Annotated in this window: 22 protein-coding genes; 13 read left to right on the top strand and 9 right to left on the bottom strand. The window is 69.2% G+C overall.

Going from position 1 to position 22,930, the window contains the following annotated elements; all coding sequences use genetic code 11:
* Window positions 1-91 precede the first annotated feature (91 nt).
* Window positions 92-478 carry a DUF4870 domain-containing protein gene (locus tag CF8_RS07380; RefSeq protein WP_010832503.1) on the bottom strand — a complete coding sequence of 129 codons (387 nt, stop codon included), beginning with the start codon at window positions 476-478 and terminating at the stop codon, window positions 92-94.
* A gap of 179 nt (window positions 479-657) precedes the next feature.
* On the opposite strand from CF8_RS07380, the gene CF8_RS07375 reads away from it, so the two are divergent.
* The 3 genes from CF8_RS07375 to CF8_RS07365 all read left to right on the top strand — a co-directional run bounded on the left by CF8_RS07375 (window position 658) and on the right by CF8_RS07365 (window position 3,254).
* Window positions 658-1,176, top strand: a complete 519-nt coding sequence (locus CF8_RS07375; protein ID WP_051204146.1) for an ArsR/SmtB family transcription factor — start codon at window positions 658-660, stop codon at window positions 1,174-1,176.
* Complete coding sequence (locus CF8_RS07370) at window positions 1,173-2,426, top strand: MFS transporter (RefSeq protein ID WP_010832501.1); 1,254 nt, start codon at window positions 1,173-1,175, stop codon at window positions 2,424-2,426. Before CF8_RS07375 ends, CF8_RS07370 begins: the two co-directional genes overlap by 4 nt.
* Window positions 2,427-2,492: 66 nt before the next feature.
* Window positions 2,493-3,254, top strand: a complete 762-nt coding sequence (locus CF8_RS07365; protein ID WP_010832500.1) for an SDR family NAD(P)-dependent oxidoreductase — start codon at window positions 2,493-2,495, stop codon at window positions 3,252-3,254.
* Between the two features lie 6 nt (window positions 3,255-3,260).
* Here the strand turns inward: CF8_RS07365 and galK are convergent, their stop codons facing one another.
* From galK to CF8_RS21915, 3 genes are read right to left on the bottom strand one after another with little or no spacing between them, the layout of a single operon-like run.
* Window positions 3,261-4,418, bottom strand: coding sequence for a galactokinase (galK, locus tag CF8_RS07360; protein ID WP_010832499.1), 1,158 nt, complete (start codon window positions 4,416-4,418; stop codon window positions 3,261-3,263).
* Window positions 4,415-5,563 carry an N-acetylglucosamine-6-phosphate deacetylase gene (gene nagA / locus CF8_RS21920; RefSeq protein ID WP_010832498.1) on the bottom strand — a complete coding sequence of 383 codons (1,149 nt, stop codon included), beginning with the start codon at window positions 5,561-5,563 and terminating at the stop codon, window positions 4,415-4,417. The genes galK and nagA overlap by 4 nt, the downstream gene beginning before the upstream one ends.
* Complete coding sequence (locus CF8_RS21915; protein ID WP_010832497.1) at window positions 5,560-6,312, bottom strand: GntR family transcriptional regulator; 753 nt, start codon at window positions 6,310-6,312, stop codon at window positions 5,560-5,562. The genes nagA and CF8_RS21915 overlap by 4 nt, the downstream gene beginning before the upstream one ends.
* 137 nt (window positions 6,313-6,449) lie before the next feature.
* Between CF8_RS21915 and nagB the strand changes: the two genes are divergently transcribed.
* The 8 genes from nagB (at window position 6,450) to CF8_RS07315 (ending at window position 15,639) form a co-directional block, all read left to right on the top strand.
* Complete coding sequence (nagB, locus tag CF8_RS07345) at window positions 6,450-7,235, top strand: glucosamine-6-phosphate deaminase (protein ID WP_010832496.1); 786 nt, start codon at window positions 6,450-6,452, stop codon at window positions 7,233-7,235.
* A 512-nt stretch (window positions 7,236-7,747) separates the two neighbouring features.
* Complete coding sequence (locus CF8_RS07340) at window positions 7,748-8,671, top strand: LysR family transcriptional regulator (RefSeq protein WP_010832495.1); 924 nt, start codon at window positions 7,748-7,750, stop codon at window positions 8,669-8,671.
* A 239-nt stretch (window positions 8,672-8,910) separates the two neighbouring features.
* Complete coding sequence (locus CF8_RS07335; protein ID WP_010832494.1) at window positions 8,911-10,389, top strand: OFA family MFS transporter; 1,479 nt, start codon at window positions 8,911-8,913, stop codon at window positions 10,387-10,389.
* A gap of 30 nt (window positions 10,390-10,419) precedes the next feature.
* The gene (locus CF8_RS23445) at window positions 10,420-10,542 is read left to right on the top strand and encodes an MFS transporter small subunit (RefSeq protein WP_269634809.1); all 123 of its coding nucleotides are present in this window, start codon (window positions 10,420-10,422) and stop codon (window positions 10,540-10,542) included.
* A 45-nt stretch (window positions 10,543-10,587) separates the two neighbouring features.
* Window positions 10,588-11,088, top strand: a complete 501-nt coding sequence (locus CF8_RS07330; protein ID WP_010832493.1) for an NADH-quinone oxidoreductase subunit NuoE family protein — start codon at window positions 10,588-10,590, stop codon at window positions 11,086-11,088.
* Window positions 11,085-12,629 carry a formate dehydrogenase beta subunit gene (locus CF8_RS07325; RefSeq protein ID WP_010832492.1) on the top strand — a complete coding sequence of 515 codons (1,545 nt, stop codon included), beginning with the start codon at window positions 11,085-11,087 and terminating at the stop codon, window positions 12,627-12,629. Before CF8_RS07330 ends, CF8_RS07325 begins: the two co-directional genes overlap by 4 nt.
* Complete coding sequence (fdhF, locus tag CF8_RS07320; RefSeq protein WP_010832491.1) at window positions 12,626-15,433, top strand: formate dehydrogenase subunit alpha; 2,808 nt, start codon at window positions 12,626-12,628, stop codon at window positions 15,431-15,433. The genes CF8_RS07325 and fdhF overlap by 4 nt, the downstream gene beginning before the upstream one ends.
* Window positions 15,430-15,639 carry a formate dehydrogenase subunit delta gene (locus tag CF8_RS07315; protein WP_036490479.1) on the top strand — a complete coding sequence of 70 codons (210 nt, stop codon included), beginning with the start codon at window positions 15,430-15,432 and terminating at the stop codon, window positions 15,637-15,639. The genes fdhF and CF8_RS07315 overlap by 4 nt, the downstream gene beginning before the upstream one ends.
* Here the strand turns inward: CF8_RS07315 and fdhD are convergent.
* The 3 genes from fdhD to CF8_RS07300 are packed head-to-tail and all read right to left on the bottom strand — an operon-like array spanning window position 15,636 to window position 19,970.
* Window positions 15,636-16,472, bottom strand: coding sequence for a formate dehydrogenase accessory sulfurtransferase FdhD (gene fdhD / locus CF8_RS07310; RefSeq protein ID WP_010832490.1), 837 nt, complete (start codon window positions 16,470-16,472; stop codon window positions 15,636-15,638). The two genes, CF8_RS07315 and fdhD, sit on opposite strands and share 4 nt — an antisense overlap.
* Window positions 16,460-17,680: an MFS transporter gene (locus CF8_RS07305; protein ID WP_084622812.1), complete on the bottom strand. Its 1,221-nt coding sequence runs from the start codon at window positions 17,678-17,680 to the stop codon at window positions 16,460-16,462. Before CF8_RS07305 ends, fdhD begins: the two co-directional genes overlap by 13 nt.
* 1 nt (window position 17,681) lies before the next feature.
* Entirely contained in the window at window positions 17,682-19,970 is a 2,289-nt protein-coding gene (locus CF8_RS07300) for an FdhF/YdeP family oxidoreductase (protein ID WP_010832488.1), read from the bottom strand.
* 146 nt (window positions 19,971-20,116) lie between these two features.
* Here CF8_RS07300 and moaA point away from each other — a divergent pair, with 146 nt between their 5' ends.
* Together moaA and CF8_RS07290 are read left to right on the top strand one after the other, a co-directional pair.
* Window positions 20,117-21,130: a GTP 3',8-cyclase MoaA gene (gene moaA, locus CF8_RS07295; RefSeq protein WP_010832487.1), complete on the top strand. Its 1,014-nt coding sequence runs from the start codon at window positions 20,117-20,119 to the stop codon at window positions 21,128-21,130.
* A 23-nt stretch (window positions 21,131-21,153) separates the two neighbouring features.
* Window positions 21,154-21,408, top strand: coding sequence for a DUF6457 domain-containing protein (locus CF8_RS07290; RefSeq protein ID WP_010832486.1), 255 nt, complete (start codon window positions 21,154-21,156; stop codon window positions 21,406-21,408).
* Between the two features lie 75 nt (window positions 21,409-21,483).
* On the opposite strand, the gene CF8_RS07285 is transcribed toward CF8_RS07290, so the two are convergent.
* Window positions 21,484-22,473 (bottom strand): AAA family ATPase, encoded by a 990-nt coding sequence (locus CF8_RS07285; protein WP_084623036.1) that lies wholly within the window; start codon window positions 22,471-22,473, stop codon window positions 21,484-21,486.
* A 5-nt stretch (window positions 22,474-22,478) separates the two neighbouring features.
* Window positions 22,479-22,907: a ribulose bisphosphate carboxylase small subunit gene (locus CF8_RS07280; RefSeq protein ID WP_010832484.1), complete on the bottom strand. Its 429-nt coding sequence runs from the start codon at window positions 22,905-22,907 to the stop codon at window positions 22,479-22,481.
* Window positions 22,908-22,930: the final 23 nt, after the last annotated feature.

Genomic DNA, 22,930 nt, shown 5'->3' with positions numbered 1-22,930 from the left:
TGCGTGCTCATGGGGCCATGTTAGCCCCGAAAGGACGCCGACGACGACCCGGTTGGAGCCGGGTCGCCGCCGTGGACGTTCGAGGACTGGATCAGTGCACGAAGCTCGGCGTGAGCGGCGGGCTCCACCACTCGCCGTTGTTGGCCTTGATCGCACCGAGGAGGTGCAGCACGAAGGCGAACACCAGCGCCACCGCGAAGGTGACGAAGCCGATCAGCACGAACATCAGCGGGATCGAGATCAGCAGCACGATGCCGGTGATGATCTGGACGTTGAGCGAGTTGGCGGCGTGCGCACGCACGAACGGGCCGCGGTCCTTGTAGATCAGGTAGATCACCAGCGACCCGACGAAGCCGAGGAGACCGGCCGAGAGCACCATCGCGACCAGCGGGACGCCGTGCGCGATCGCGCCCATCGTCCGCTCCTGACCGGGCGAGATCGACTGCGGCTGCTGGGCATAGGGATTGGGTTGACTCATCTGGACCTCCTTGTGGTCTGTGGCCAACTCAACCACGGCGCCCGCCGTTTTCCATCCCGCTTCGGGGGTGCGTCAGGGTCGCCTCAGGGAGGAATTCGGGTCGACCCTCCAAGAACCCTTTGACAGTGGTCGTCCTCCTCGTGCATCCTGACCGCCCAACAACTCGTGGAGGGTTCACCGTGGACGACGAGATCTCGGCCCTGCGCTCGGTCGCGCACCCGGTCCGGCTGCGCATCCTCTCGATGCTCACCGCCCAGCCGATGAGCGCCGCCGAGGTGGCCCGCGAGCTCGACCTGACCCATGCCAACGCGTCGTACCACCTCCGCGTGCTGCACGACGCCGGCGAGCTGGTCGTCGAGAGCGAGGAGAAGATCCGGGGCGGTACGGCGAAGCGTTACCGCTACGTCGTCGGCGGCAACCCCGAGCGACCGGCCGGCCCGCCCGACGTCGAGGACCTCATCGCCTGGCAGGTCGCCACCAACGCGGAGGTCGTCCGGCGCCTGGCCCAGCGCGTGGCAGGCCCGACCAGCTCCTCCGACATCGAGACGTGGGTGACCCCCGAGGTCTGGCAGCGCGCGGTCGACTCGATCCGGGAGGCGATGATCCTGCTGCACGAGGAGGCCCGGCCGCCCCGGACCGAGGGCACGATCCACGTCAGCGCCTCGTCGCAGGCCTTCGTGATGGACGACCCGTCATGACGTGGGCCGACGCCGTACAACCCCTGCGCCAGCGCAACTTCGCGTGGTACTTCGGCTCCCGCTTCGTCAACACCCTCGGCAACATGATGGCCAACATCGCGTTGACCTTCGCCGTCCTCGACATCACCGACTCGGCCGCCGCGCTCGGGCAGGTGCTGGCCGCCCACACGATCCCGATGGTGCTGCTCCTGCTGTGGGGCGGCGTGATCTCCGACCGCTTCCCGCGCGAGCTCGTCATCCAGGTCTCCAACGTCGCGTCCGCGCTCACCCAGGGCCTGATCGCGTTCCTCGTGCTCACCGGCACCGCCGAGCTGTGGATGCTGATCGCGCTGTCGGTCGTGCACGGCGCGGTCTCGGCCATCTCCTTCCCCGCGATGGCGAGCCTGCTCCCCCAGCTCGTCCCCCGCGACCAGCTGCAGCCGGCCAACGCGCTGATGTCGCTGACCCGCAACGGGCTCACGGTCCTCGGCCCGACCCTCGGCGCGCTGCTCGTCGTGACCGTCGGTGCCGGCTGGGCGCTCGCCATCGATGCCGCGACCTGGCTGATCGCGGCCCTGCTGCTCATCCCGGTGAAGGTCCCGCGGGCCGAGAAGTCGGCCGAGCAGAAGAGCACCATCGCCGAGCTGCGCGAGGGCTGGAGCTTCTTCATCGGCACCACCTGGCTGTGGGCGGTCGTCCTCGGCTTCGGGTTCCTCAACATGATCCACAACGGGGCGCTCTTCGTCCTCGGTCCTGTCGTCGCCGAGGACACCATCGGTCGCCAGGGCTGGGGCTACGTCCTCTCCGCGGAGGCCCTCGGCCTGCTCGCCATGGCGGTCGTCCTGCTGCGCGTGCCGCTGCGGCGCCCGCTCTTCTGGGGCATGCTCGCCATCGCGTTCGCGTCGGTGCCGATGATCGTGCTCGGCGTCGACCCCCACCTCGTGGCCCTCGTCTGCGCCGCGTTCGTCGCGGGCGCCGGCATCGAGGTGTTCTCGATGGGCTGGAACCTCGCCATGCAGGAGAACATCGACGACCGGATGCTCTCGCGCGCCTACTCCTACGACGCCCTCGGCTCCTTCGTCGCGATGCCCGTCGGCCAGCTCGCCTGGGGTCCGCTCGGTGCCGCCTTCGGCAACTCGCGCGTCCTGGTCGTCTCGGGCATTGCGTACGCCGCCATCTGCCTGCTCGTCCTCACCTCGCGCTCGGTCCGCGACCTGCCACGGCGGGCCGCCACGGACGACGCCCTCGAGGTCGCCACGGGCGGTGGCTGACCAACCGTCTTCATCGACCCGAGGCGTTGCTGATCCACCGCTCGGGAGGGTGGCTAGGGTCTGGCCATGACCACTCCTGACATGTTCCGCCTCGACGGCAAGATCGCCATCGTCACCGGCGCCTCCAGTGGCATCGGCGTCGCCTTCGCCCAGGCCCTCGCCGAGGCCGGCGCCGACCTCGTCCTCGGCGCCCGCCGCGTCGAGAAGCTCGCCGACACCGCCAAGCTCGTCGAGTCCACCGGCCGTCGTGCCCTCACGGTCGCTACCGACGTGGCCGACCCCGAGCAGTGCCAGGCCCTCGTCGACGCCGCGATGGCGGAGTTCGGTCGCGTCGACGTGCTCGTCAACAACGCCGGCGTCGGCACCGCCATCCCCGCGACCCACGAGACGCCCGAGCAGTTCCGCTCCGTCATCGACGTCAACCTCAACGGGTGCTACTGGATGGCGCAGGCCTGCGGCCGGGTCATGCAGCCCGGGTCGTCGATCATCAACATCTCGTCGGTGCTCGGCATCACCACCGGCGGTCTCCCCCAGGCGGCCTACAGCGCGTCCAAGGCAGGTCTCAACGGCCTGACCCGCGACCTGGCCCAGCAGTGGATGGAGCGCAAGGGCATCCGGGTGAACTCGATCGCGCCGGGCTTCTTCGCCTCCGAGATGACCGACACCTACCCCGACGGCTACCTCGACCTCGCCATGCAGCGTGTGCCCGCCCGCCGCAAGGGCGACCCCGCCGAGCTCGCCGCGACCGTCGTCTTCCTCGCCTCCCCCGCCGCCGGCTACATCACCGGCCAGACCCTGCCTGTCGACGGCGGTATGACGATCGCCTGACGCTCGTCAGTCGGTGACGACGCCCGCGCCACCGCCCGCGGTGGCGCGCCACGCCCGCGGCTCCGCCCAGCCGCGCTCCGCGAACTCCCGCACCACCGCCTCGGTCGCGGGAGCCACCGCCTCGTCGGGCAGCAGCGCGATCGCCGAGCCGCCGAAGCCACCCCCGGTCATCCGGGCGCCGAGGGCGCCCTGGGCCAGGCAGGTCTCCACGGCCACGTCGAGCTCGGCGCAGGACACCTCGAAGTCCTCGCGCAGCGAGGCGTGGGACTCCGTGAGCCGGGCTCCGAACGCCTCCACATCGCCAGACGAGAGGGCCGTGACGCACGACGTGACGCGCTCGATCTCGGTGAGGACGTGCCGGGCCCGGCGCGCGACGACCTCGTCGTCAGCCAGGGCCTCCAGGGCCGCCGACGGGTCGGTGACCTCGCTGAGCAGGCCGACCCCGAGTCGGCGAGCGGCCTCCTCGCAGGAGGCCCGCCGATCGGCGTACCCACCGTCGGTCAAGGCGTGCGAGGCGCGGGTGTCGACGACGAGCAGCGCCAGGCCGTGGACCTCCGGCTGCCAGCGGACGTGCGTGGTGGACCCCGTCGCCGTGTCGAGCAGGAGCGCGTGGCCGGCGCGGGCGAGCAGCGACACGGTCTGGTCCATGCCGCCCGTGGGTGCGCCCGCGACCTCGCGCTCCGCGCGGATGCAGTCCTCGATCAGCTGGCGCCGGTGCGCCTCGCTGTCGCGCTGCCCCAACGCCTCGCCCACGGCCAGCGCGACCGAGCACTCGAGGGCCGCCGAGCTGGACAGCCCTGCGCCCACCGGCACGTGTCCGTCCACCAGCACGTCGAGGCCCGGCAGCTCCACGCCGCGCTCGCGCATCGCCCACAGCACCCCCGTGACGTAGGCCGCCCAGCCGGCGGCGTGACCCGGGCCCAGCGTCCCCACGTCACCTGTCCAGGGCGCCGGCTCCTGCCTGCTCCGGACGGTCACGAGGCCGTCGGCGCGCAGGCGGACAGCGGCGTACGTCGACAGCGCGAGCGCCATCGGCAGGCAGCGTCCGCCGTTGTAGTCGACGTGCTCGCCGATCAGGTTGACCCGGCCCGGGGCGGACGCGACTGCGTCGGGCCGGGCGTCGAGGTGGGCCGCGAAGTCGGCGCGGAGCCGCTGCGCGCTCACGCGGACCCGTCGGTCCCGAGCCAGCGACCCCGGCGCATGACCCGGCGGACCCGGGTGGACTCGTCGAGGACGACGAGGTCGGCGTGCGCGCCGGGCTCGATGCGCCCGATGGCGTCGCACCCGAGCACCCCGGCCGGGGTGAGGGTGACGGCGTTGACGGCCTCCACGAGGTCGACACCGGCGACGTGCACGGCGTGCCGCAGCGCCTGCGCGAGGGTGATCGCGCTGCCCGCGATGGCGCCGGAGGGCTGGGCCCTGGCCACGCCGTCCGCGACGTCCACGACGAGGTCGCCGAGGCGGTAGCGACCGTCGGTGCCCGCGGCGGCGGCCATGGCGTCGCTGACGAGGGCGAACCGGCCCGCTGCTGCCCGGGCCGTCGCGTTGAGCACCGACGGATGGAGGTGGACTCCGTCCGCGATCAGCTCCACGACGACCTCGGGCCGCTCCAGCAGGGCGAGGACCAGGCCGGGCTCACGGTGGTGCGGGGCGCGCGCGCCGTTGAACAGGTGGGTCGCCACCCGAACGCCCGCGTCGACGGCCTCCTGGGCGAGCGCGTAGGTCGCATCGCTGTGACCGAGCGCGGCGATCACACCGAGGTCGAAGAGGTGCTTCACCGCCGCCAGGCCGCCGGGGCGCTCGGCGGCCAGCGTCACCATGCGTACGGCGCCGGGAACCGCGTCGAGGAGCCGGTCGACCTCGTCGAGCGCCGGGTCGCGGAACAGCTCCGGGTCGTGCGCCCCGCAGTGCTCGGCCGAGAGCCACGGGCCCTCGAGGTGCACGCCGAGCAGGTCGCCGGTGGCCACGAGCGGCGCCAGCGCCCTGATCTGCTGCTCGAGCGAGTCGAGGGTCCCGGTGACGAGACTGGCGACCGACGAGGTCGTGCCGTGGCGTCGGTGGGCGTCCAGGACGACGCGGGCGGCGTCGGCCCCCTCGGAGAACGACTCCCCACCACCCCCGTGGCAGTGCAGGTCGACGAAGCCCGGTGCCAGCGCGACGGCTCCGAGGTCCAGGGCGGGCGTGCTCGGCTCGCCACCGGTCACGTCGGTGATGCGGCCGCCCTCGACGTGCACCCAGCCCGGGGCGTGGACGGTCTCGGGGGTCAGCACGCGGTCGGCCCGCAGCAGCAGTGCGGGCTCGTTGTTCACAGTGCCTCCGTGGGTCCGGTGCGCATGGACGGGTCGAGGCTCATGTGCAGGGCGTAGCGGTCGCCTCGGTACCAGCTCGTGACGTGCTCGACCGGTCTCCCGCCGCTGCGTGAGCGGCGCTCGAAGGCCAGCAGCGGCGCGCCCACGGGCACCTGGAGCAGCTCCGCCTGCCGGGCGTCCGCTGCGCTCGCCCACACCGTCTGGTCCGCCGCGTCGACCGGGGTGTCGTAGGCGGTCGAGAGCAGGGCGTAGAGCGACCCGGTCAGGTCGTGGGCGTCGAGGTCGGTCACGAGGTCGGCGTTGACCCAGTCGACCTCGAGCGCCATCGGAGCACCGTCGGCCAGTCGGACGCGCTCGAGCCGCCAGCCGGCGCAGCCGCCGAAGAAGGCGGCGACCGCTCCCGTCGTCGGCTGCCGCGAGACCCCGACGAGCGTCGAGGACGGCGCCAGTCCACGCCGGCGCATGTCGTCGCTGAACGACGCCATGTGCAGGTTGCTGCGGACCCGGTCTCGGGCGACGAAGGTGCCCTTGCCCTGCGCGCGCTCCAGCACCCCGTCGTTGACCAGGGAGTCGATCGCCGTGCGCACGGTGGTGCGGCTGATGTCGTAACGCTCGGTCAGCGATCGCTCGGAGGGCATCGGGCTCCCCGGCTCCAGCGAGCCGGCGAGCGCAGCCAGCGTGCGCTGCAGGGCGCGGTGCTTGGGCTCGGGGTCGCCGGCGGCGAGGAGGGGGGCGGAGTCGTGCGTCACGCACGGCAAGATACCACCACTGGTCCGGTCCAGTGCGGCGCTCGTGATCGCCTCGCCACCCGCTCGACACTGTCGATTGACTCAGGTGGTACGTACCACTACCGTCGCAGAGGAACGCCGACGCGGAAGGACGTGCTGTGGAAGTCATCATCGTGGAGACCGTCGAGGAGGTCGCGCGGGTCGCAGCCGACGGCATCAGCGAGCTCTGCGAGAGGAACCCCCGAGCCGTCCTGGGCGTGGCCACCGGTTCGAGCCCGGTCGGCGTCTACGACGAGCTGGGCCGCCGCGTCGCCGCGGGCGAGCTGTCGCTCGCGCAGGCGCGGGCGTTCATGCTCGACGAGTACGTCGGGCTCCCCGCGACGCACCCCGAGCTCTACCGCAACGTCATCCAGCGCGACTTCGCCGACAAGGTGGACATCGAGGCCGACGCCATCGCCGGCCCCGACGGAGGTGCCGACGACCTGGCCGCTGCGTGCGCGGCGTACGAGCAGGCGATCGTGGACGCGGGCGGCGTCGACCTGCAGCTCCTGGGGATCGGCACGGACGGACACGTCGCCTTCAACGAGCCCGGCTCCTCGCTCGCCTCGCGGACCAGGATCAAGACCCTGACCCGGCAGACCCGCGCCGACAACGCCCGCTTCTTCGGCGACCGGCTCGACGACGTCCCCCAGCACTGCCTCACCCAGGGCATCGGCACCATCCTCGTCGCGCGACACCTGCTGCTGGTGGCCACCGGCCGGCACAAGGCGGAGGCCGTGCACCACCTCGTCGAGGGCCCGGTCACGGCGATGTGGCCGGCGAGCGCCCTGCAGCTGCACCCGCACGTGACGGTCGTCCTCGACCCGGGCGCCGCCTCGCGCCTGCAGCTCGGCGACTACTTCAAGGAGACGTACGCCGCCAAGCCGGCGTGGCAGGGACTCTGACACAGCAAAAACGCCGGCCCGGGGCCGGCGTTTCTGTGATGGTGGAGGTGAGGGGACTCGAACCCCTGACCCTCTGGTGCGGTCCGCCGAGTCCCCTCATCTCGAGGAAACTCGGCCCCACTCGGCCACACACCGCCTGACCTGCGACGACGCTCTGAATCGTGTTCGTTGTCGACTCACGATACCGCGCGGTCTCGGGCCATTTTGTCCCGAATCGGGCCATCTGCGACTCCAAAGTGCTGCTTTTCTGCTGCTCCCGGCGCTACCCGACGCACTGCCGCCACGCGACAGCTTCGGACTCACCACCTGCAAGCGCCTGCCCATCGGACCAGCCAAAAATCAACCTCTTCAAACTTGGGCGCGGTTCACATCGACGCAGATCAAGATGTCACCGATCCGTGCAGCAGACCCACCCCCGTCCGAGAGCCGGGTGTACTGCGTGTCTGGCCGCTTGCGATCTCAGGCGACGCCAAGACGGCTGGACGTGCCTCGCGTCTGGTATCCATGACCGCATGCTGCTGCGCCAGATGGAATATCTCGTCGCCCTGGCGCGCGAAGGACACTTCGGACGCGCGGCGGAGGCGTGCCATGTGTCGCAACCGGGGCTCTCGGCCGGCATTCGCAAGCTCGAGGCCGAGCTAGGGGTGCAAATAGTCCAACGTGGCCAACGCTTCGAGGGATTGACCCCCGAGGGCGAGGAGATCCTGCGTTGGGGGCAGCGCGTCCTCGCCGAGCGGGCCTCGCTCGGTCAGACGCTATCGAGCATGCGCGAAGGCGCGTCCGGGGTTCTCCGCATCGGCGCAATCCCGACGGCGATGAGCGTCTCCCCGCTGCTCATCGCACCGCTCGCCGAACTCCATCCCTTGGTGACCTTCTCGCTCGAATCGCTGTCCTCACGCGAGATCGCCAGCCGGCTCAACGACTTCGACATCGACGTGGGCATGACCTATGTCGACGGTGAACCGCTCGGCCGCGTACGGGTGGTCCCGCTCTATCGCGAGACCTACCTGTTCCTCACCCCGGCCGAGGGCGAGTATGCGGACCGGAAATCGATCACGTGGGCCCAGGCAGCCGCGGCGCGACTCTGCCTGCTCGCGCCCGTGATGCAGAACCGGCGCATCCTCGACGGCTACTTCGCCGAGGCCGACGCGGAGGCCAAGCCCATTGTCGAGACCGACAACATCTCGGCCGTCTATGCGCACGTGGCCGCGATGCGACTGTCCAGCGTCATCCCCCACACCTGGCTGCACAGCTTCAACGTTCCCGAGGGCACCCGAGTACTGCCCCTGCCCCAGCCCAAGCGTCCCCTTCACGTCGGACTCGTGCTGGCCGGCAGCGGTCCCGAGCCCCTGCTCGCTCGCGCGCTGGTCAAGACGGCCCGTCAGGTGGACTTCGCCCGGGTGCTGGAAGACCTGAAGAAGTCGCTTCCTTCATAGAATTCGGTTATCAACGGATCCAAGTTGGGACTTTGACCTTCGTCACACCCGACCCTAGGTTCTTGGCACGAGGGGGAGTCAGCCGCCCATCAACCTGTCCCCCGCAGCGGCCTCACAAGGTCACGATCACACGCCGGTTCACCCCACGGGGGGATGTCCACGCCATCGCTCCCTGATGTGCTCAGCCGATCACATCTGGCCCGCAGTTCACCGTCTGACCTCATCTCTGGAGGTGCGCCTTGTCCGCCCTGTCGTTCCTGGATCGCGAACACACCATTGCTCCACCCGGCTACAGCCGTTGGCTGATCCCGCCGGCAGCCCTGGCCATCCACCTCTGCATCGGCCAGGCCTACGCCACCAGCGTGTACAAGATCGCGCTGGTCGAGCACTTCGGCGCGAGCTTGACCTCCGTCGGCTACATCTTCTCCGTAGCGATCGTGATGCTCGGTGTCTCAGCGGCGCTCTTCGGCACCTGGGTCGACCGGGTGGGCCCTCGGAAGACGATGTTCACCGCGGCCTGCTGCTGGGCCTCCGGCTTCCTGGTCGCTGCGCTCGGCATCCAATCCGGTCAGCTGTGGCTGGTCTATCTCGGCTACGGCTTCATCGGTGGAATCGGACTGGGTCTCGGCTACATCTCACCAGTGTCCACGCTGATCAAGTGGTTCCCCGATCGGCCCGGGCTGGCCACCGGCATGGCAATCATGGGCTTCGGTGGTGGCGCGATGGTTGCCTCCCCGTTGTCGCAGAAGCTGCTCGTGGCGTACGGCGGTGACACCTTCGGCGGGGACGCCGTCATGAAGCTTTTCCTCACCCTCGCCGTCATCTACTTCGTCTTCATGATGTTCGGCGTCTTCACCGTCAAGGTCCCGCCCCCGGGCTGGGCTCCGGCGGGCTTCGACCCGAGCACGATCAAGTCCAAGAAGATGGTGACCTCGAACCACGTCTCGGCGGCCAATGCGATCAAGACGCCGCAGTTCTGGCTGCTGTGGACCGTGCTGTTCTGCAACGTCACCGCGGGAATCGGAATCCTGGAAAACGCCAAGCCGATGCTGGAGGACTTCTTCCGAGATGACAGCGGCAACTCGACGGTGGCGGCCGCCACTGCGGCCGGATTCGTCGGCCTGCTCTCACTGGGCAACATGACCGGCCGGTTCGCCTGGTCCACGACCTCGGACTACCTCGGCCGGAAGATGACCTACGTGATGTACCTCGGCGGTGGGATGCTGCTGTTCTTCGGTGTTGCCACGATCGGCGAAACCTCGACCGGCCTCTTCGTTCTACTGATGGTGCTCATCATCTCCTATTACGGCGGTGGCTTCGCCACCGTGCCGGCCTACCTGCGAGACCTGTTCGGCACCTTCCAGGTTGGCGCGATCCACGGCAGGCTCCTCACTGCCTGGTCGGCAGCGGGCATCGCCGGACCGCTGATCATCAACGCGATCCTCGATGCCCAGGGCAAGGAGCCTGGCACCCTGATCGCGGGCGACTATCGCAGCCCGATCCTCATCATGGTCGGCATCCTTGCGGTCGGCTTCGTCGCCAACCTGCTCATCACTCCGGTCTCCGACGGCTTCCACGAGAAGGGAGCCGTAGTCGACGCCGTCGACCGCCACCACAAGCAGGACACCGGCGTTGAGCCGGAGGACATCCCGATCATCGAGGAGGAGCTGATCGCGCAGCGCCGCCTTGAGACCGACCCCGACCTGCGACCCAACTGAAAACCCTCGCATCCAGGAGGAACACACATCATGAACGCAGAGCACCACGTCGACCACACCGCGCGGATCACGGCCTCGTGGGCCCTCGTCGGGATCCCGCTCGGCTACGGCCTCTTCAACGCGATCAAGGCGGCCGCGCAGCTCTTCGCCTGACCCGCCGCCGCCGACCAACCGCCTCGATCCGACGAGGAGCAGCGCATGACCATCCAGACAACCACGGATCTCCAGGAAGTCGTCGAAGCGGTCGTCCGGGAGCATCGCGACGAACGAGGTCCGCTCCTGGTCGTCCTCCAGGACATCCAGCGGCGGATGGGGCATCTCGATCCTGACGTCGTGCCGCTCGTGGCATCCGCCCTCAACCTCTCTCGGGCCGACGTGCACGGAGTCGTGACCTTTTACCACGACTTCCACGAAGCGCCTCGGGGCGCCGTGACCATCAAGCTGTGCCGGGCCGAGGCCTGCCAGTCGATGGGAGCGGAGGCCGTCGTCGCCGAAGTCAAGGACCTCCTCGGCATCGGGATCGCGGAGACCGCGGCCGACGGCTCGGTGAGCCTCGACCAGGTCTTCTGCCTGGGCAACTGCGCCCTGGGACCCGCCGCCCAGATCAACGGTCGCCTGTACGGACGGGTCGACCGGGACACCATCCTCGACGTTCTGCGGAGTGATCTGCAGGGCGAGACCCTGAGTGAGGCGCCGTGATCACCGTCTACGTTCCCTGCGACTCCGCTGCCCTCTCGATCGGCGCGGATGAGGTCGCGATGGCGATCGAGTGCGAGGCTGCCCTGCTCGGTCTCGAGATCGACCTGGTCCGCAACGGCACCCGCGGCATGCTGTGGCTGGAGCCCCTGGTGGAGGTGGCGACTCCCGCCGGCCGCATCGGCTACGGCCCGGTCCGGCCCGAGGCCGTCGCGGACCTGATCGCGGCCGGGCTGCTCGACGGAGCCGACCACGAGCTCAACCTCGGTGTGGTCGACGAGCTGCCGTGGATGCGCGACCAGCAGCGGCTCTGCCTGGCCCGGGTCGGCATCACCGACCCGCTCTCGCCCGAGGACTACGTCGCCAACGGCGGCAACGCAGGGCTCCGGCGGGCGCTGTCCATGCCACCCGCCGACGTCATCGCCGAGGTCACCGAGTCCGGCCTGCGTGGCCGGGGCGGCGCCGGGTTCCCGGCCGGCATCAAGTGGAAGACGGTTGCCGACACAGAGGACGACCTGAAGTTCGTCTGCTGCAACGCCGACGAGGGCGACAGCGGCACCTTCGCCGACCGGATCGTCATGGAGGGCGATCCGTTCAGCCTGCTCGAGGGCATGACCATCGCCGGCTACGCCGTGGGCGCCTCCGAGGGCTACATCTACCTGCGTTCGGAGTATCCCGACGCCGCTGCCACCACCGGGCAGGCGATCGAGACGGCCCGCGAGCAGGGCTGGCTCGGTGACGATGTCCTCGGCTCCGGGTTCAAGTTTGACATCCACCTCCGGCTCGGTGGCGGCGCCTACATCTGCGGCGAGGAGACCTCGATGCTCGAGTCCCTCGAGGGCAAGCGCGGCATGGTCAGGGCCAAGCCGCCGATCCCCGCCATCACCGGCCTCTTCGGCAGACCGACCGTGGTCAACAACGTCCTCACCCTGACCAGCGTCGGGGCGATCCTCGCCGACGGTGGTCAGGGCTACGCCGCCCTCGGCCTCGACCGCTCCCGGGGCACCCAGGTGTTCCAACTGGCCGGCAACATCAAGCACGGTGGCGTCTTCGAGTCGGCCTTCGGCATCTCGCTCGAGAAGCTCGTGAACGAGTACGGCGGCGGGACCCTCAGTGGACGCCCCCTCCGCACGGTCCAGGTCGGCGGTCCCCTGGGTCAGTACATCCCCGCTGACGGCCTCGACATCCCCACCGATTACGAGGCATTCGCCGCGGCCGGAGCGATGCTCGGACATGGCGGGATCGTGGTGTTCGACGACACCGTCAACATGGCCTCGATGGCGCGCTTCGCGATGGAGTTCTGCGTCGCGGAGTCGTGCGGCAAATGCACGCCCTGCCGTGTCGGCTCGGTGCGCGGGGTGGAGACCATCGACAAGATCGTCGCCGGGGTGGACCGCGACCGGAACCTCACGCTGCTCAACGATCTGTGCGACCTGATGGTCGACGGATCCCTGTGTGCGATGGGCGGGCTGACCCCCAACCCCGTCAGGAGCGCGCTTCAGCACTTCCCGGAGGACTTCTCGACCTTGGAGGCAGGACAATGACCCTGTACGCCGACCACGACCTCGGCACGCCGGCACCTGCGCAGGACGCACCGCCGCTGACCCTCGAGATCGACGGGGTGTCGGTCACGGTGCCCCAGGGAACGTCGGTGATGCGCGCCGCGGCGCTCGCCGGCATCGACGTCCCCAAGTTGTGCGCGACCGACAGCCTCGACGCGTTCGGCTCATGTCGCCTGTGCCTCGTGGAGGTCGAAGGCGGTCGGGGCACTCCGGCGTCATGCACCACTCCGTGCGCTGACGGCATGAAGGTGAACACGCGCACCGACAAGGTCGACAAGCTCCGTCAAAGCGTCATGGAGCTGTATCTCTCCGACCACCCCACCGACTGTCAGACCTGTTCACCGACGGGTGGTTGCGAGCTCCAGGATCTCGCCACCACCGTGGGTCTGCCCGACATGCGCTACGGCCTCGAGGGCATCAACCACCTCAATCTGCCGGTGGACGACAGCAACCCCTACTTCACCTTCGACCCGACGTCGTGCATCTCCTGCTCGCGTTGCGTCAGGGCGTGCGGCGAGATCCAGGGCACTTTCGCGCTCACGATCGAGGGCCGTGGCTTCGACTCGAAGGTGTCCGCCAGCGCCGGGGAGACCTTCCTGGAGTCGGAGTGTGTCTCGTGCGGCGCCTGCGTCGCGGCCTGCCCCACGTCGGCACTGCAGGAGAACTCGGTGATCGAGCTGGGCCTGCCGACGCGCACCGTCAAGACCACCTGCGCCTACTGCGGCGTGGGCTGCTCGTTCAACGCCGAGCTCCAGGGTGACGAGCTCATCCGGATGGTTCCGGACAAGACCGGTGGGGCCAACGAGGGCCACGCCTGCGTCAAGGGCCGCTTCGCGTACGGCTACGCCAGCCACGAGGACCGCCAGCTGAACCCGATGATCCGCGAGAGGATCACCGACGACTGGCAGGTCGTCGACTGGGACACCGCGATCAACTATGTCGCCCAGAAGATGAAGACCATTCAGACCGAGCACGGCGTCGGCGCGATCGGGGGCATCACCTCGTCGCGAACGACAAACGAGGAGGTGTACGTCGTCCAGAAGATGGTGCGAGCCGCGTTCGGGAACAACAACGTCGACACCTGCGCCCGCGTGTGCCACTCCCCCACCGGTTACGGACTCAAGCAGACCTTCGGGGAATCGGCCGGCACCCAGGACTTCCGCTCGGTCGCCAAGGCGGACGCCATCGTCGTCATCGGCGCCAACCCCACCGACGGGCATCCGGTGTTCGCGTCCCGGATGAAGCGTCGGCTGCGCGAGGGCGCACAGCTGGTCGTGATCGACCCCCGCCGGATCGACCTGGTCCGGTCGCCGCACATCGAGGCCGCCTACCACTTGCCGCTTGCCCCGGGCACCAACGTCGCGATGGTCAACGCGCTGGCCCACGTGGTGGTCACCGAGGGTCTCGTCGACCGGGCCTTCGTGGACGCGCGCTGCGAGGACTTCGATGGTTGGGCCGAGTTCATCTCGAGCCCGGAGCACAGCCCCGAAGTCGCCCAGGAGGTCACCGGCGTCCCGGCCGAGGACATCCGCGCTGCCGCCCGTCTGTACGCCACTGCGGAGAACGGAGCCATCTACTACGGCCTCGGTGTCACCGAGCACAGCCAGGGTTCGACGATGGTGATGGGCATGGCCAACCTCGCCATGGCGACCGGCAACATCGGTCGCGAGGGAGTGGGAGTCAATCCACTGCGCGGCCAGAACAACGTGCAGGGCTCCTGCGACATGGGTTCCTTCCCGCACGAGCTGCCCGGCTACCGGCACGTCTCCGACGACGCCGTGCGGGAGGTGTTCGAGAAGCTTTGGGGCACCCGCATCACACCCACCCCGGGGTTGCGGATCCCCAACATGTTCGACTCCGCGCTGGACGGCTCGTTCCGCGGGCTCTACGTACAGGGCGAGGACATTGCCCAGTCCGACCCGAACACCAGCCACGTCTACGCCTCGTTGAAGTCGCTGGACCTGCTGGTGGTCCAGGACCTCTTCCTCAACGAGACCGCGCAGCTGGCGCACGTCTTCCTGCCCGGCACATCCTTCCTGGAGAAGGACGGCACCTTCACCAACGCCGAGCGCCGCATCAACCGGGTCCGTCCCGTGATGGCGCCCGCCACTGGAAAGCACGAGTGGCAGATCCCGTGCGACATCGCGCAGGCGATGGGCTATGACATGTCGTACGACGACCCCAGCCAGATCATGGATGAGATCGCGACCCTGACGCCGACGTTCAAGGGGGTCTCCTTCGCCCGGCTCGACGCCCTCGGCAGCGTCCAGTGGCCGTGCAACGACGAGGCACCCGAGGGCACCCCCACGATGCACGTCGAGGACTTCACCCGGGGCAAGGGCCGCTTCATGGTGACGACGTTCGTACCGACCACGGAGCGGGCCACCCGCAAGTTCCCGCTGATCCTGACCACCGGCCGGATCCTGAGCCAGTACAACGTCGGCGCCCAGACCCGGCGGACGCCGAACGTGATGTGGCACGCCGAGGACATCTTGGAGATCCATGCCAGCGACGCCGAGATGCGGGGCATCCACGACGGCGACGAGGTGACCATCACCAGCAGGACGGGCGAGACCGTGCTGCGCGCGGTGATCTCGGATCGAATGCCGCCCGGGGTGGTCTACACGACCTTCCACTACCCGCTCAGCGGCGCCAACGTCGTCACCACGGACAACTCCGACTGGGCGACGAACTGCCCTGAGTACAAGGTGACCGCCGTCCAGGTCACGGTGGGCACCGGCCTGCACGACACCGACGTCGAGCTCGCCGCACGGGCGGCGCGATGATCACCGCCCCGGCGCTCCGGCTGGCCGGCGACATCCTGGCCCAGTTCCGGCACCTGCCCGACGACCAGGCGGTCGACACCGTCGCCAACCACATCCGGATGTTCTGGGACCCGCGCATGCGCGCCCAGCTGCTCGAGCTCGCCACCTCGGCCGGCGCGGACTGCGACCCGCTGGTGAGCCGGGTCGTGACATCCCTCGGGGACTAGGACACGGACACCGGGCTGAGGCGGTCGGCGCCGGAATAGACGTTCATCGACGTTCCCCGAAGGAAGCCGACGAGCGTCAGTCCGCTCTCCTCGGCGAGCTCGACTGCCAGCGAGGAGGGGGCCGACACCGCCGCGAGCGCCGGGATGCCTCCCATCACCGCCTTCTGGACCAGCTCGAAGGAGGCGCGCCCGCTCACCATCAAGACCGTCCCACGCAGAGGCACCATGCCCTGCAGGAGCGCATGTCCGATCACCTTGTCGACCGCGTTGTGCCGCCCGACGTCCTCTCGCATCACCACCATGTCCCCATCGGCGGAGAACAGCCCGGCGGCATGCAAGCCACCCGTGGTGTCGAACACGCGCTGGGCTTCACGGAGCCTGTCGGGAAGGACTGCGAGGACCGCCGGTTCGACGACGAGCGGGTCGTCCGCAACGGACCAGGCCGCCTGGGTGCGGACCGCGTCGAGGCTGGCCTTGCCGCAGAGTCCGCACGAGGAGGTCGTGTAGAAGTTCCGCTCCAGCGAGGGATCGGGCGCGGCGACACCGGGCGCGAGACGGACGTCGACCACGTTGTAGGTGTTGCTCCCGTCGGCCGTCGCCCCGGCGCAGTAGCGCACGGCGGCGACCTCCTCGGCGTGGTGGATGACACCCTCGCTGACCAGGAAGCCCACGGCGAGGTCGAAGTCGTTGCCGGGCGTGCGCATGGTGACCGTCAGGGCCCGGCCGTTCACGCGGATCTCCATCGGCTCCTCGGCCGCCAGAGTGTCCGGTCGATGACTGGCCACACCGTCACGTAGTCGGAGCACCCGTCGGCGTACTGTCACTCGGCCCATGGCTGGGCTCCTCTCATCGCAGTGTCGTGTCGGTAGCTGAACGTGGCCGCGATCGCCAGGCAGACCAGGCCCACAGCGGCCAGGCCGGCGAGGAGCGTCGGGTAGGACAGCGAGGTGGCGCTGATCGCCAGCAGCAGGGGCGCCAGGAAGCCACTGTGTGCGACCCCCTGGAAGAGCGCCGATGCCGTGGGCCGTGCGCCGGGGCTCGCCAGCCGCTCGATCTCGGTCAACCCGGACTCGAGCGTGAGCCCGTAGCCGGCACCCAGGACGACCGCCGCCGCCAGAACGAGCAGCGGCGAGACCAGCTCGACGGCGATCGCCCCCACCAGGAGACCGACCACAACCGTCGACATCGCGAGCAGGGTGGCCCGGGCGGTGCCGGGGCGGTCGATCCGCACGGCCAGCGGTTGCACCGCGAGGCCGACGCTGAGCGTCACCGCGGCGACCAGTCCGCTGAACAATGGCTCGTAGCCGTGCACCCGATCGATCACCAGCGGCGGCAGCACGACGTAGGAGACTGTGACGGCCGCGAAGATCGCCGGACTCGCGGGCAGGACCACTCCGACGAACCGCGGATGCCGCACCACCGACCAGCGATCGGCGTCGCGCCTGCCACCCGTCGCCGACCCGATCGGCCCACGCCGTGGCGCGATGTCGGGGACGCCGCGGGTGGCGACGAGCACGAGCAGGGACAGCCCGCCGTGCACCAGGCAGGGCAGCACCATCGGGGCGGGCAGCCACTCGGCCATCGCACCGGCGGCGAGCGGACCGAAGGCGAAGCCCGCGCCGACGGCGTACACGGCCAGCCGGACCGCGCGATCGACCCCGATCCCGCCGGCGACGCCCTGCAACCAAACTCCGCCAGCGGAGACGATGATGCCGACGCCGACGCCCGTCAGCAATCGACTCATGTAGACGGCTCCGGGCGACACAACCGCGGCTGCGAGGAGCAGGCTGGACACGACGGTGAGGGCCAGTGCGAGTCGAACGACCCGGCGCCGACCGAACCGGTCCGCGGCCCGATCACCCAGCAACAGTCCGGGCACCAGGCCGATGAGGTAGACGGTGAACATCGCGATCACCGTCAGGGTGGTCCACCCCTCGGCACTGCGATAGACGACCGAGAGCGGGGTGAACTGGTTGGCGCCCCAGCCGCCGAGCACCAGCGTCGCGGCCACCGGCGTCCAGGCGCGCGCTGGCCCGAACACGTCAGCCTGCCGATGCGGGTGCGGGTTCCAGACGCACGATGATGCCCTTGGACGTCGGGGTGTTGCTGACGTCGGCGACGCTGTCCAGCGGCACCAGCACGTTTGTCTCCGGGTAGTACGCCGCCGCGGAGCCGCGCGAGGCGGGGTAGGCCACCACCCGGAACGCCGGCGCCCGGCGCTCGGTGCCGTCGCGCCATACGCTCACGAGATCCACGAGCTGACCGTCGACGAGGCCAAGGCCCGCGACGTCGTCCGGGTTGACCATCACCACCCGGCGGGCGTCGTGGATGCCGCGGTAGCGGTCATTCATCGCGTAGGGGATGGTGTTCCACTGGTCGTGGGACCGCAGCGACTGCAGCACCAGGTGACCGGGAGGCGCCTCGAGCCACGTGAACTCGTTGCAGGAGAAGACGGCCTTGCCACTCGGCGTCGGGTAGACGTGCTCGTTGACCGGGTTGGGCAGCCGGAAGCCGCCGGGCTGGGCGACTCGCTCGTTGAAGTTCTCGAAGTCGGGCACGACCCGGGCGATCCGGTCGCGGATGGTGCCGTAGTCGGCCTCGAACTCCTCCCACGGGATGTCGAACCCGTCGCCCAGGGTGCGTCGGGCGAGCTGCGCCAGGATCGCGACCTCGCTCAGCAGGTGTGGCGAGGCGGGCTCGAGGCGCCCACGTGAGGAGTGCACCTCGCTCATCGAGTCCTCGACGGTGACGAATTGCTCCCCGGTGGCCTGGATGTCGCGGTCGCTACGCCCGAGGGTCGGCAGGATCAGCGCGGTCTCGCCGCACACGGTGTGCGAGCGGTTCAGCTTGGTGGAGATCTGCACGGTGAGGCGACAGTTGCGCAGTGCCGCCTCCGTGACATCGCTGTCCGACATCGCGCGGACGAAGTTTCCGGCCACGCCGATGAAGACGCTCGCCGCGCCGTCGCGCATCGCCCGGACCCCATCGACCGAGTCGTAGCCGTGCCTTGTCGGCGGAGCGAAACCGAACTCGGCCTCGAGTGCGTCGAGGAACGACTGGGGCATCTGCTCCCAGATGCCCATGGTCCGGTCGCCCTGGACGTTGCTGTGGCCACGGACGGGGCACACGCCCGCGCCGGGCTTGCCGAGGTTGCCGCGCAGGAGCAGGAAGTTGACCACCTCGCGGATGGTCGGCACGCCGTGCTTCTGCTGCGTGAGACCCATGGCCCAGCACACGATGGTCTTGTTGCTCTCGAGGACGCGGGCGAACAGCTCCTCGATCTCTGTTCGCGCCAGTCCGGTGGCGAGCAGAACGTCGTCCCACGAGACCGTTCGTGCGTGCTCGGAGAACGCCTCGAACCCAGTGGTGTGGCGCCGGATGAACTCGTGGTCGAGCACCGTTCCGGGAGCGGCGTCCTCGGCCTCCAGCAGGAGCCGGTTGAGCATCTGGAACAGCGCGAGGTCGCCACCAGGGCGTATCAGCACGAACTGGTCGGCGATGGTCGTGCCCCGGCCGATGACACCGCGCGCCTTCTGCGGGTTCTTGAATCGGATGAGACCGGCTTCGGGCAGCGTGTTGACCGCGACGATCTTCCCGCCGTTGCGCTTCGTCTCCTCGAGAGCCGAGAGCATGCGCGGGTGGTTGGTGCCCGGGTTCTGGCCCACGACGAAGATCAGATCCGACTCGTAGATGTCGTCCAGGCTCACACTGCCCTTGCCGATGCCGAGCGTCTCCCCCAGAGCCGAGCCGCTCGACTCATGACACATGTTGGAGCAGTCCGGCAGGTTGTTGGTCCCGTAGGCGCGGGAGAACAGCTGGAGCAGGAAGGCAGCCTCGTTGTTGAGCCGCCCGGAGGTGTAGAACATGGCCTCGTCCGGCGACCCCAGCGCGTTCAGCTCACCGGCGATCAGGTCGAACGCCTCGTCCCACTCGATGCGCTCGTAGTGGTCCGCACCGGGTCGCTTCACCATGGGTGCGGTCAGCCGGCCCTGCTGGTTGAGCCACCAGTCCGACTTGCCGTCCAGCTCCGTGATCGAGTTCTCGGCGAAGAGCTCCTCGGTGACGCGCTTGGTCGTCGCCTCGTCGTTGATGTGCTTGGCGCCGTTCTCGCAATACTCGTTCTTCGGGCGGTGCTTGCCCTCCGGCCAGGCACATCCCGGGCAGTCGAAGCCCTTGACCTGGTTGATGTTGAGCAACGTCAGGGCGGTACGCCGCACCGAGTTCTGCGAGAGGGAGTACTCCAGCGCATGGACCACGGCCGGTACGCCGGCGGCGTACGACTTCGGAGGTGTGACCTTCAAGTGGTCATCGGGGTCCGTGGTGATGTCCATGACATCCAGAATTCAGCCGGACGTCATGATAAGTCAAAGCGATCATTTGGATGGGTCGATAGCCACCACCTCTTATTACAAGGAGTGATCGACCGATCGCGAACAGCACGTTGACGTGGTCGCAGGGAGCCACGACCGTGGGGCCTGTGGCCACAGCAAACCCCGCAGTCCCTGACGCCCTGGTCGACACGTTCGGCCGGGTGCACACGGACCTGCGTGTGTCGCTGACCGACCGCTGCAACCTGCGGTGCACCTACTGCATGCCCGAGGAGGGCCTGGCCTGGCTCCCCCGGCAGGATCACCTCACCGACGACGAGGTGGCTCGGCTGGTGCGCATCGCCACCACCCGACTGGGCATCCGGACCGTACGCCTCACCGGTGGCGAGCCACTGCTGCGCCGCGGTCTGCCGGGGCTCGTCGGCCTCCTGGCAGCGGAGACCCCGGGACTCGAGCTGAGCATGACCACCAACGGGGTCGGCCTGGCCAGACAGGCTGCCGCACTGCACGCGGCGGGCCTGCGCCGGGTCAACGTCAGCCTCGACACCCTCCGCCCGGAGCGCTACCTGGCGATCACCCGCCGGGACCGGATCACCGACGTGTTCGACGGCCTGCGTGCCGCCCAGGAAGCGGGTCTGGCTCCGGTCAAGGTCAACGCCGTCCCGGTCCGCGGTGTCAACGACGACGAGATCGCCGACCTCGCCCAGTTCGCGGTTGAGCAGGGCTACCGGATGAGGTTCATCGAGTCGATGCCACTGGACGCTCAGGGGGCCTGGGACCGGGCCAGCATGATCCCGGCCGCGGAGATCCTGGAGCGGCTGGAGCAGCGTTTCGAGCTCACCCCGGTGCCCCGCGACGGCAACGCGCCCGCCGAGGAGTGGCGGATCGCCGGGACCGACGCCGTCGTAGGCGTGATCGCCAGCGTCACCCGGTCGTTCTGCGGAGGGTGCGACCGAGTTCGGTTGACTGCGGACGGGCAGTTGCGCAACTGCCTGTTCGCCAGCCAGGAGACGGATCTGCGCGGACTCCTCCGCACTGGCGCCGACGACGCCGACATCGAGACCGCGTGGCGGGCCAGCGTGGCGGCCAAGGGCCCCGGCCATCTGATCAACAGCATCGACTTCCGTCAGCCCGAGCGCCCGATGTCCGCCATCGGCGGCTGAGTAGCACCCGAGAGGAGAGCCGGATGAGCTCGATGCACGACTGGCTGGACGAGGCGAAGGTCGCGTTGGGGGTGGACCTCGACATCGACGTCGACGGGCTGCTCGAGATGACGCGCGTGGTCGCCCACGACATCGCCCGCCCTGCTGCTCCTCTGACCGCCTTCCTGGTCGGCTACGCCGCCGCTCAGCGTGGCGGAGGTGCCGTGTCGGTGGCCGCGGCCAACCGCACGGTCACCGAGCTGGCCGGCCGCCTCGCAGGACGGACCGACGACGCCTGACCCGACCGGGCAGGCTCGACGAAATCGGGTCGGCGCCGCGCTCCTGGTGAGCACGGCGCCGACCCGATTCGGCTCTCAACCGGCGGTCTCGTCTTCGGGCTGGTCGCTGAAGAGGCTGCTGCCACGGATGTCCTCTGCGGTGAGCAGGATCAGGTCCTGCTTCCCCAAGGGACGGTCGAGCCCGACCAGTCGCCGTGCCTGACGCAGCCGACAACGCTCGATCGCGTTGCGGACACTGCGTGCGTTGGAGAAGTTCGGCCGTGGCATCCGAAGAGTGAGGTAGTCCGAGAAGACCTCGCGTGCCTGCTCGTCGAACCGGAAGTTCTCCTCCGCGACCATCAGCTCGGCGATCTGCATCAGCTCGCCGTGGTCGTAGTCCTCGAACTCGATGTGGTGCGGGACCCGGGAGCTGAGCCCGGGGTTCGCCGAGAAGAACGTCGCCATCCGGTCGGGATAGCCGGCGAAGATGACCACGAGGTTTCCTCGGTCGTTCTCCATCTCGGTGAGCAGGATCTCGATGACCTCCTGTCCGTAGTCCCTCTCGTTCTCGGGGCGGAACAGGTAGTAGGCCTCGTCGATGAAGAGGATCCCCCCTGCTGCCTTGGCGATCGCCTCCTTCGTCTTCGGCGCGGTGTGGCCGATGAACTGACCGACGAGGTCGTCGCGAGTGACGACGTGGACCCGCGGCGCCCGGATGTAGCCGAGCGCGTGCAGGATCGCCGCCATCCGCATGGCCACGGTGGTCTTGCCGGTGCCCGGTCCTCCCGTGAAGCTCATGTGGAGGGTGGGCTTCGACGATGACAGGCCGAACTGGCTGCGGGCCCGGTCGACCTGGAGCAGCGAGGCGATCTCCCGGACCCTGCGCTTGACCGATGCCAGCCCGACCAGCTCCGCGTCGAGTGCAGCCAGGGTCTCCTCGACCCTGGCTGCGGCCTCGTCCGCGGAGAGGTCCAGCTCGGCGTCGTCCGCGAGGATGACGGCCTGGGCCGTGTCCTCGCCGGTCGTGTCGGTCGCTCCCCCGCCGGCGGCGGCCGGTGGTGGATACCCGAATCCCTGGGACGCCATGATGTTCACTCCCTCGCGTAGCGCGTTCCGGCCGGGCGATCGGTGGCATACGACCTCACCGAGTACCGCTGGACCCGGTCATGGGCGTCCTGGCGCTCGAGCAGCAGGCCGGGCTCGTTGGTCGGCCGTTGGACCAGGAACGACATGGCGGTCGTCTGCTTGCCGAGCCTGGCGTCGTAGGCGAGCACGCGGATGTAGTGCTCCGGCTGGGCCGCTCGACACTCGTTGATCTGCCTGATGACGCCGTCGGGCTCGACCAGGTCGAACATCGGCAGGCCCCACATCTCCCAGTAGATGTTGCGTGGGTGCGGGTCGTCGGTGTACTCGATGGACACCGGCCACTCGTGGTCGAGCGCGTACTTCACCTGGGCCGCGATCTCCTCGTCGGTGAGATCTGGCAGGTAGGAGAAGGTGCCGTAGTGGATCTTGCTCATGGTGTGCTCCTCTCGGTGGGTTG

The sequence above is a fragment of the Nocardioides sp. CF8 genome, assembly GCF_000389985.1.
Taxonomy (GTDB): domain Bacteria; phylum Actinomycetota; class Actinomycetes; order Propionibacteriales; family Nocardioidaceae; genus Nocardioides; species Nocardioides allogilvus.
Note: the sequence above shows the minus strand (reverse complement) of the source record. Positions and strands in the feature narration are given on the sequence as shown.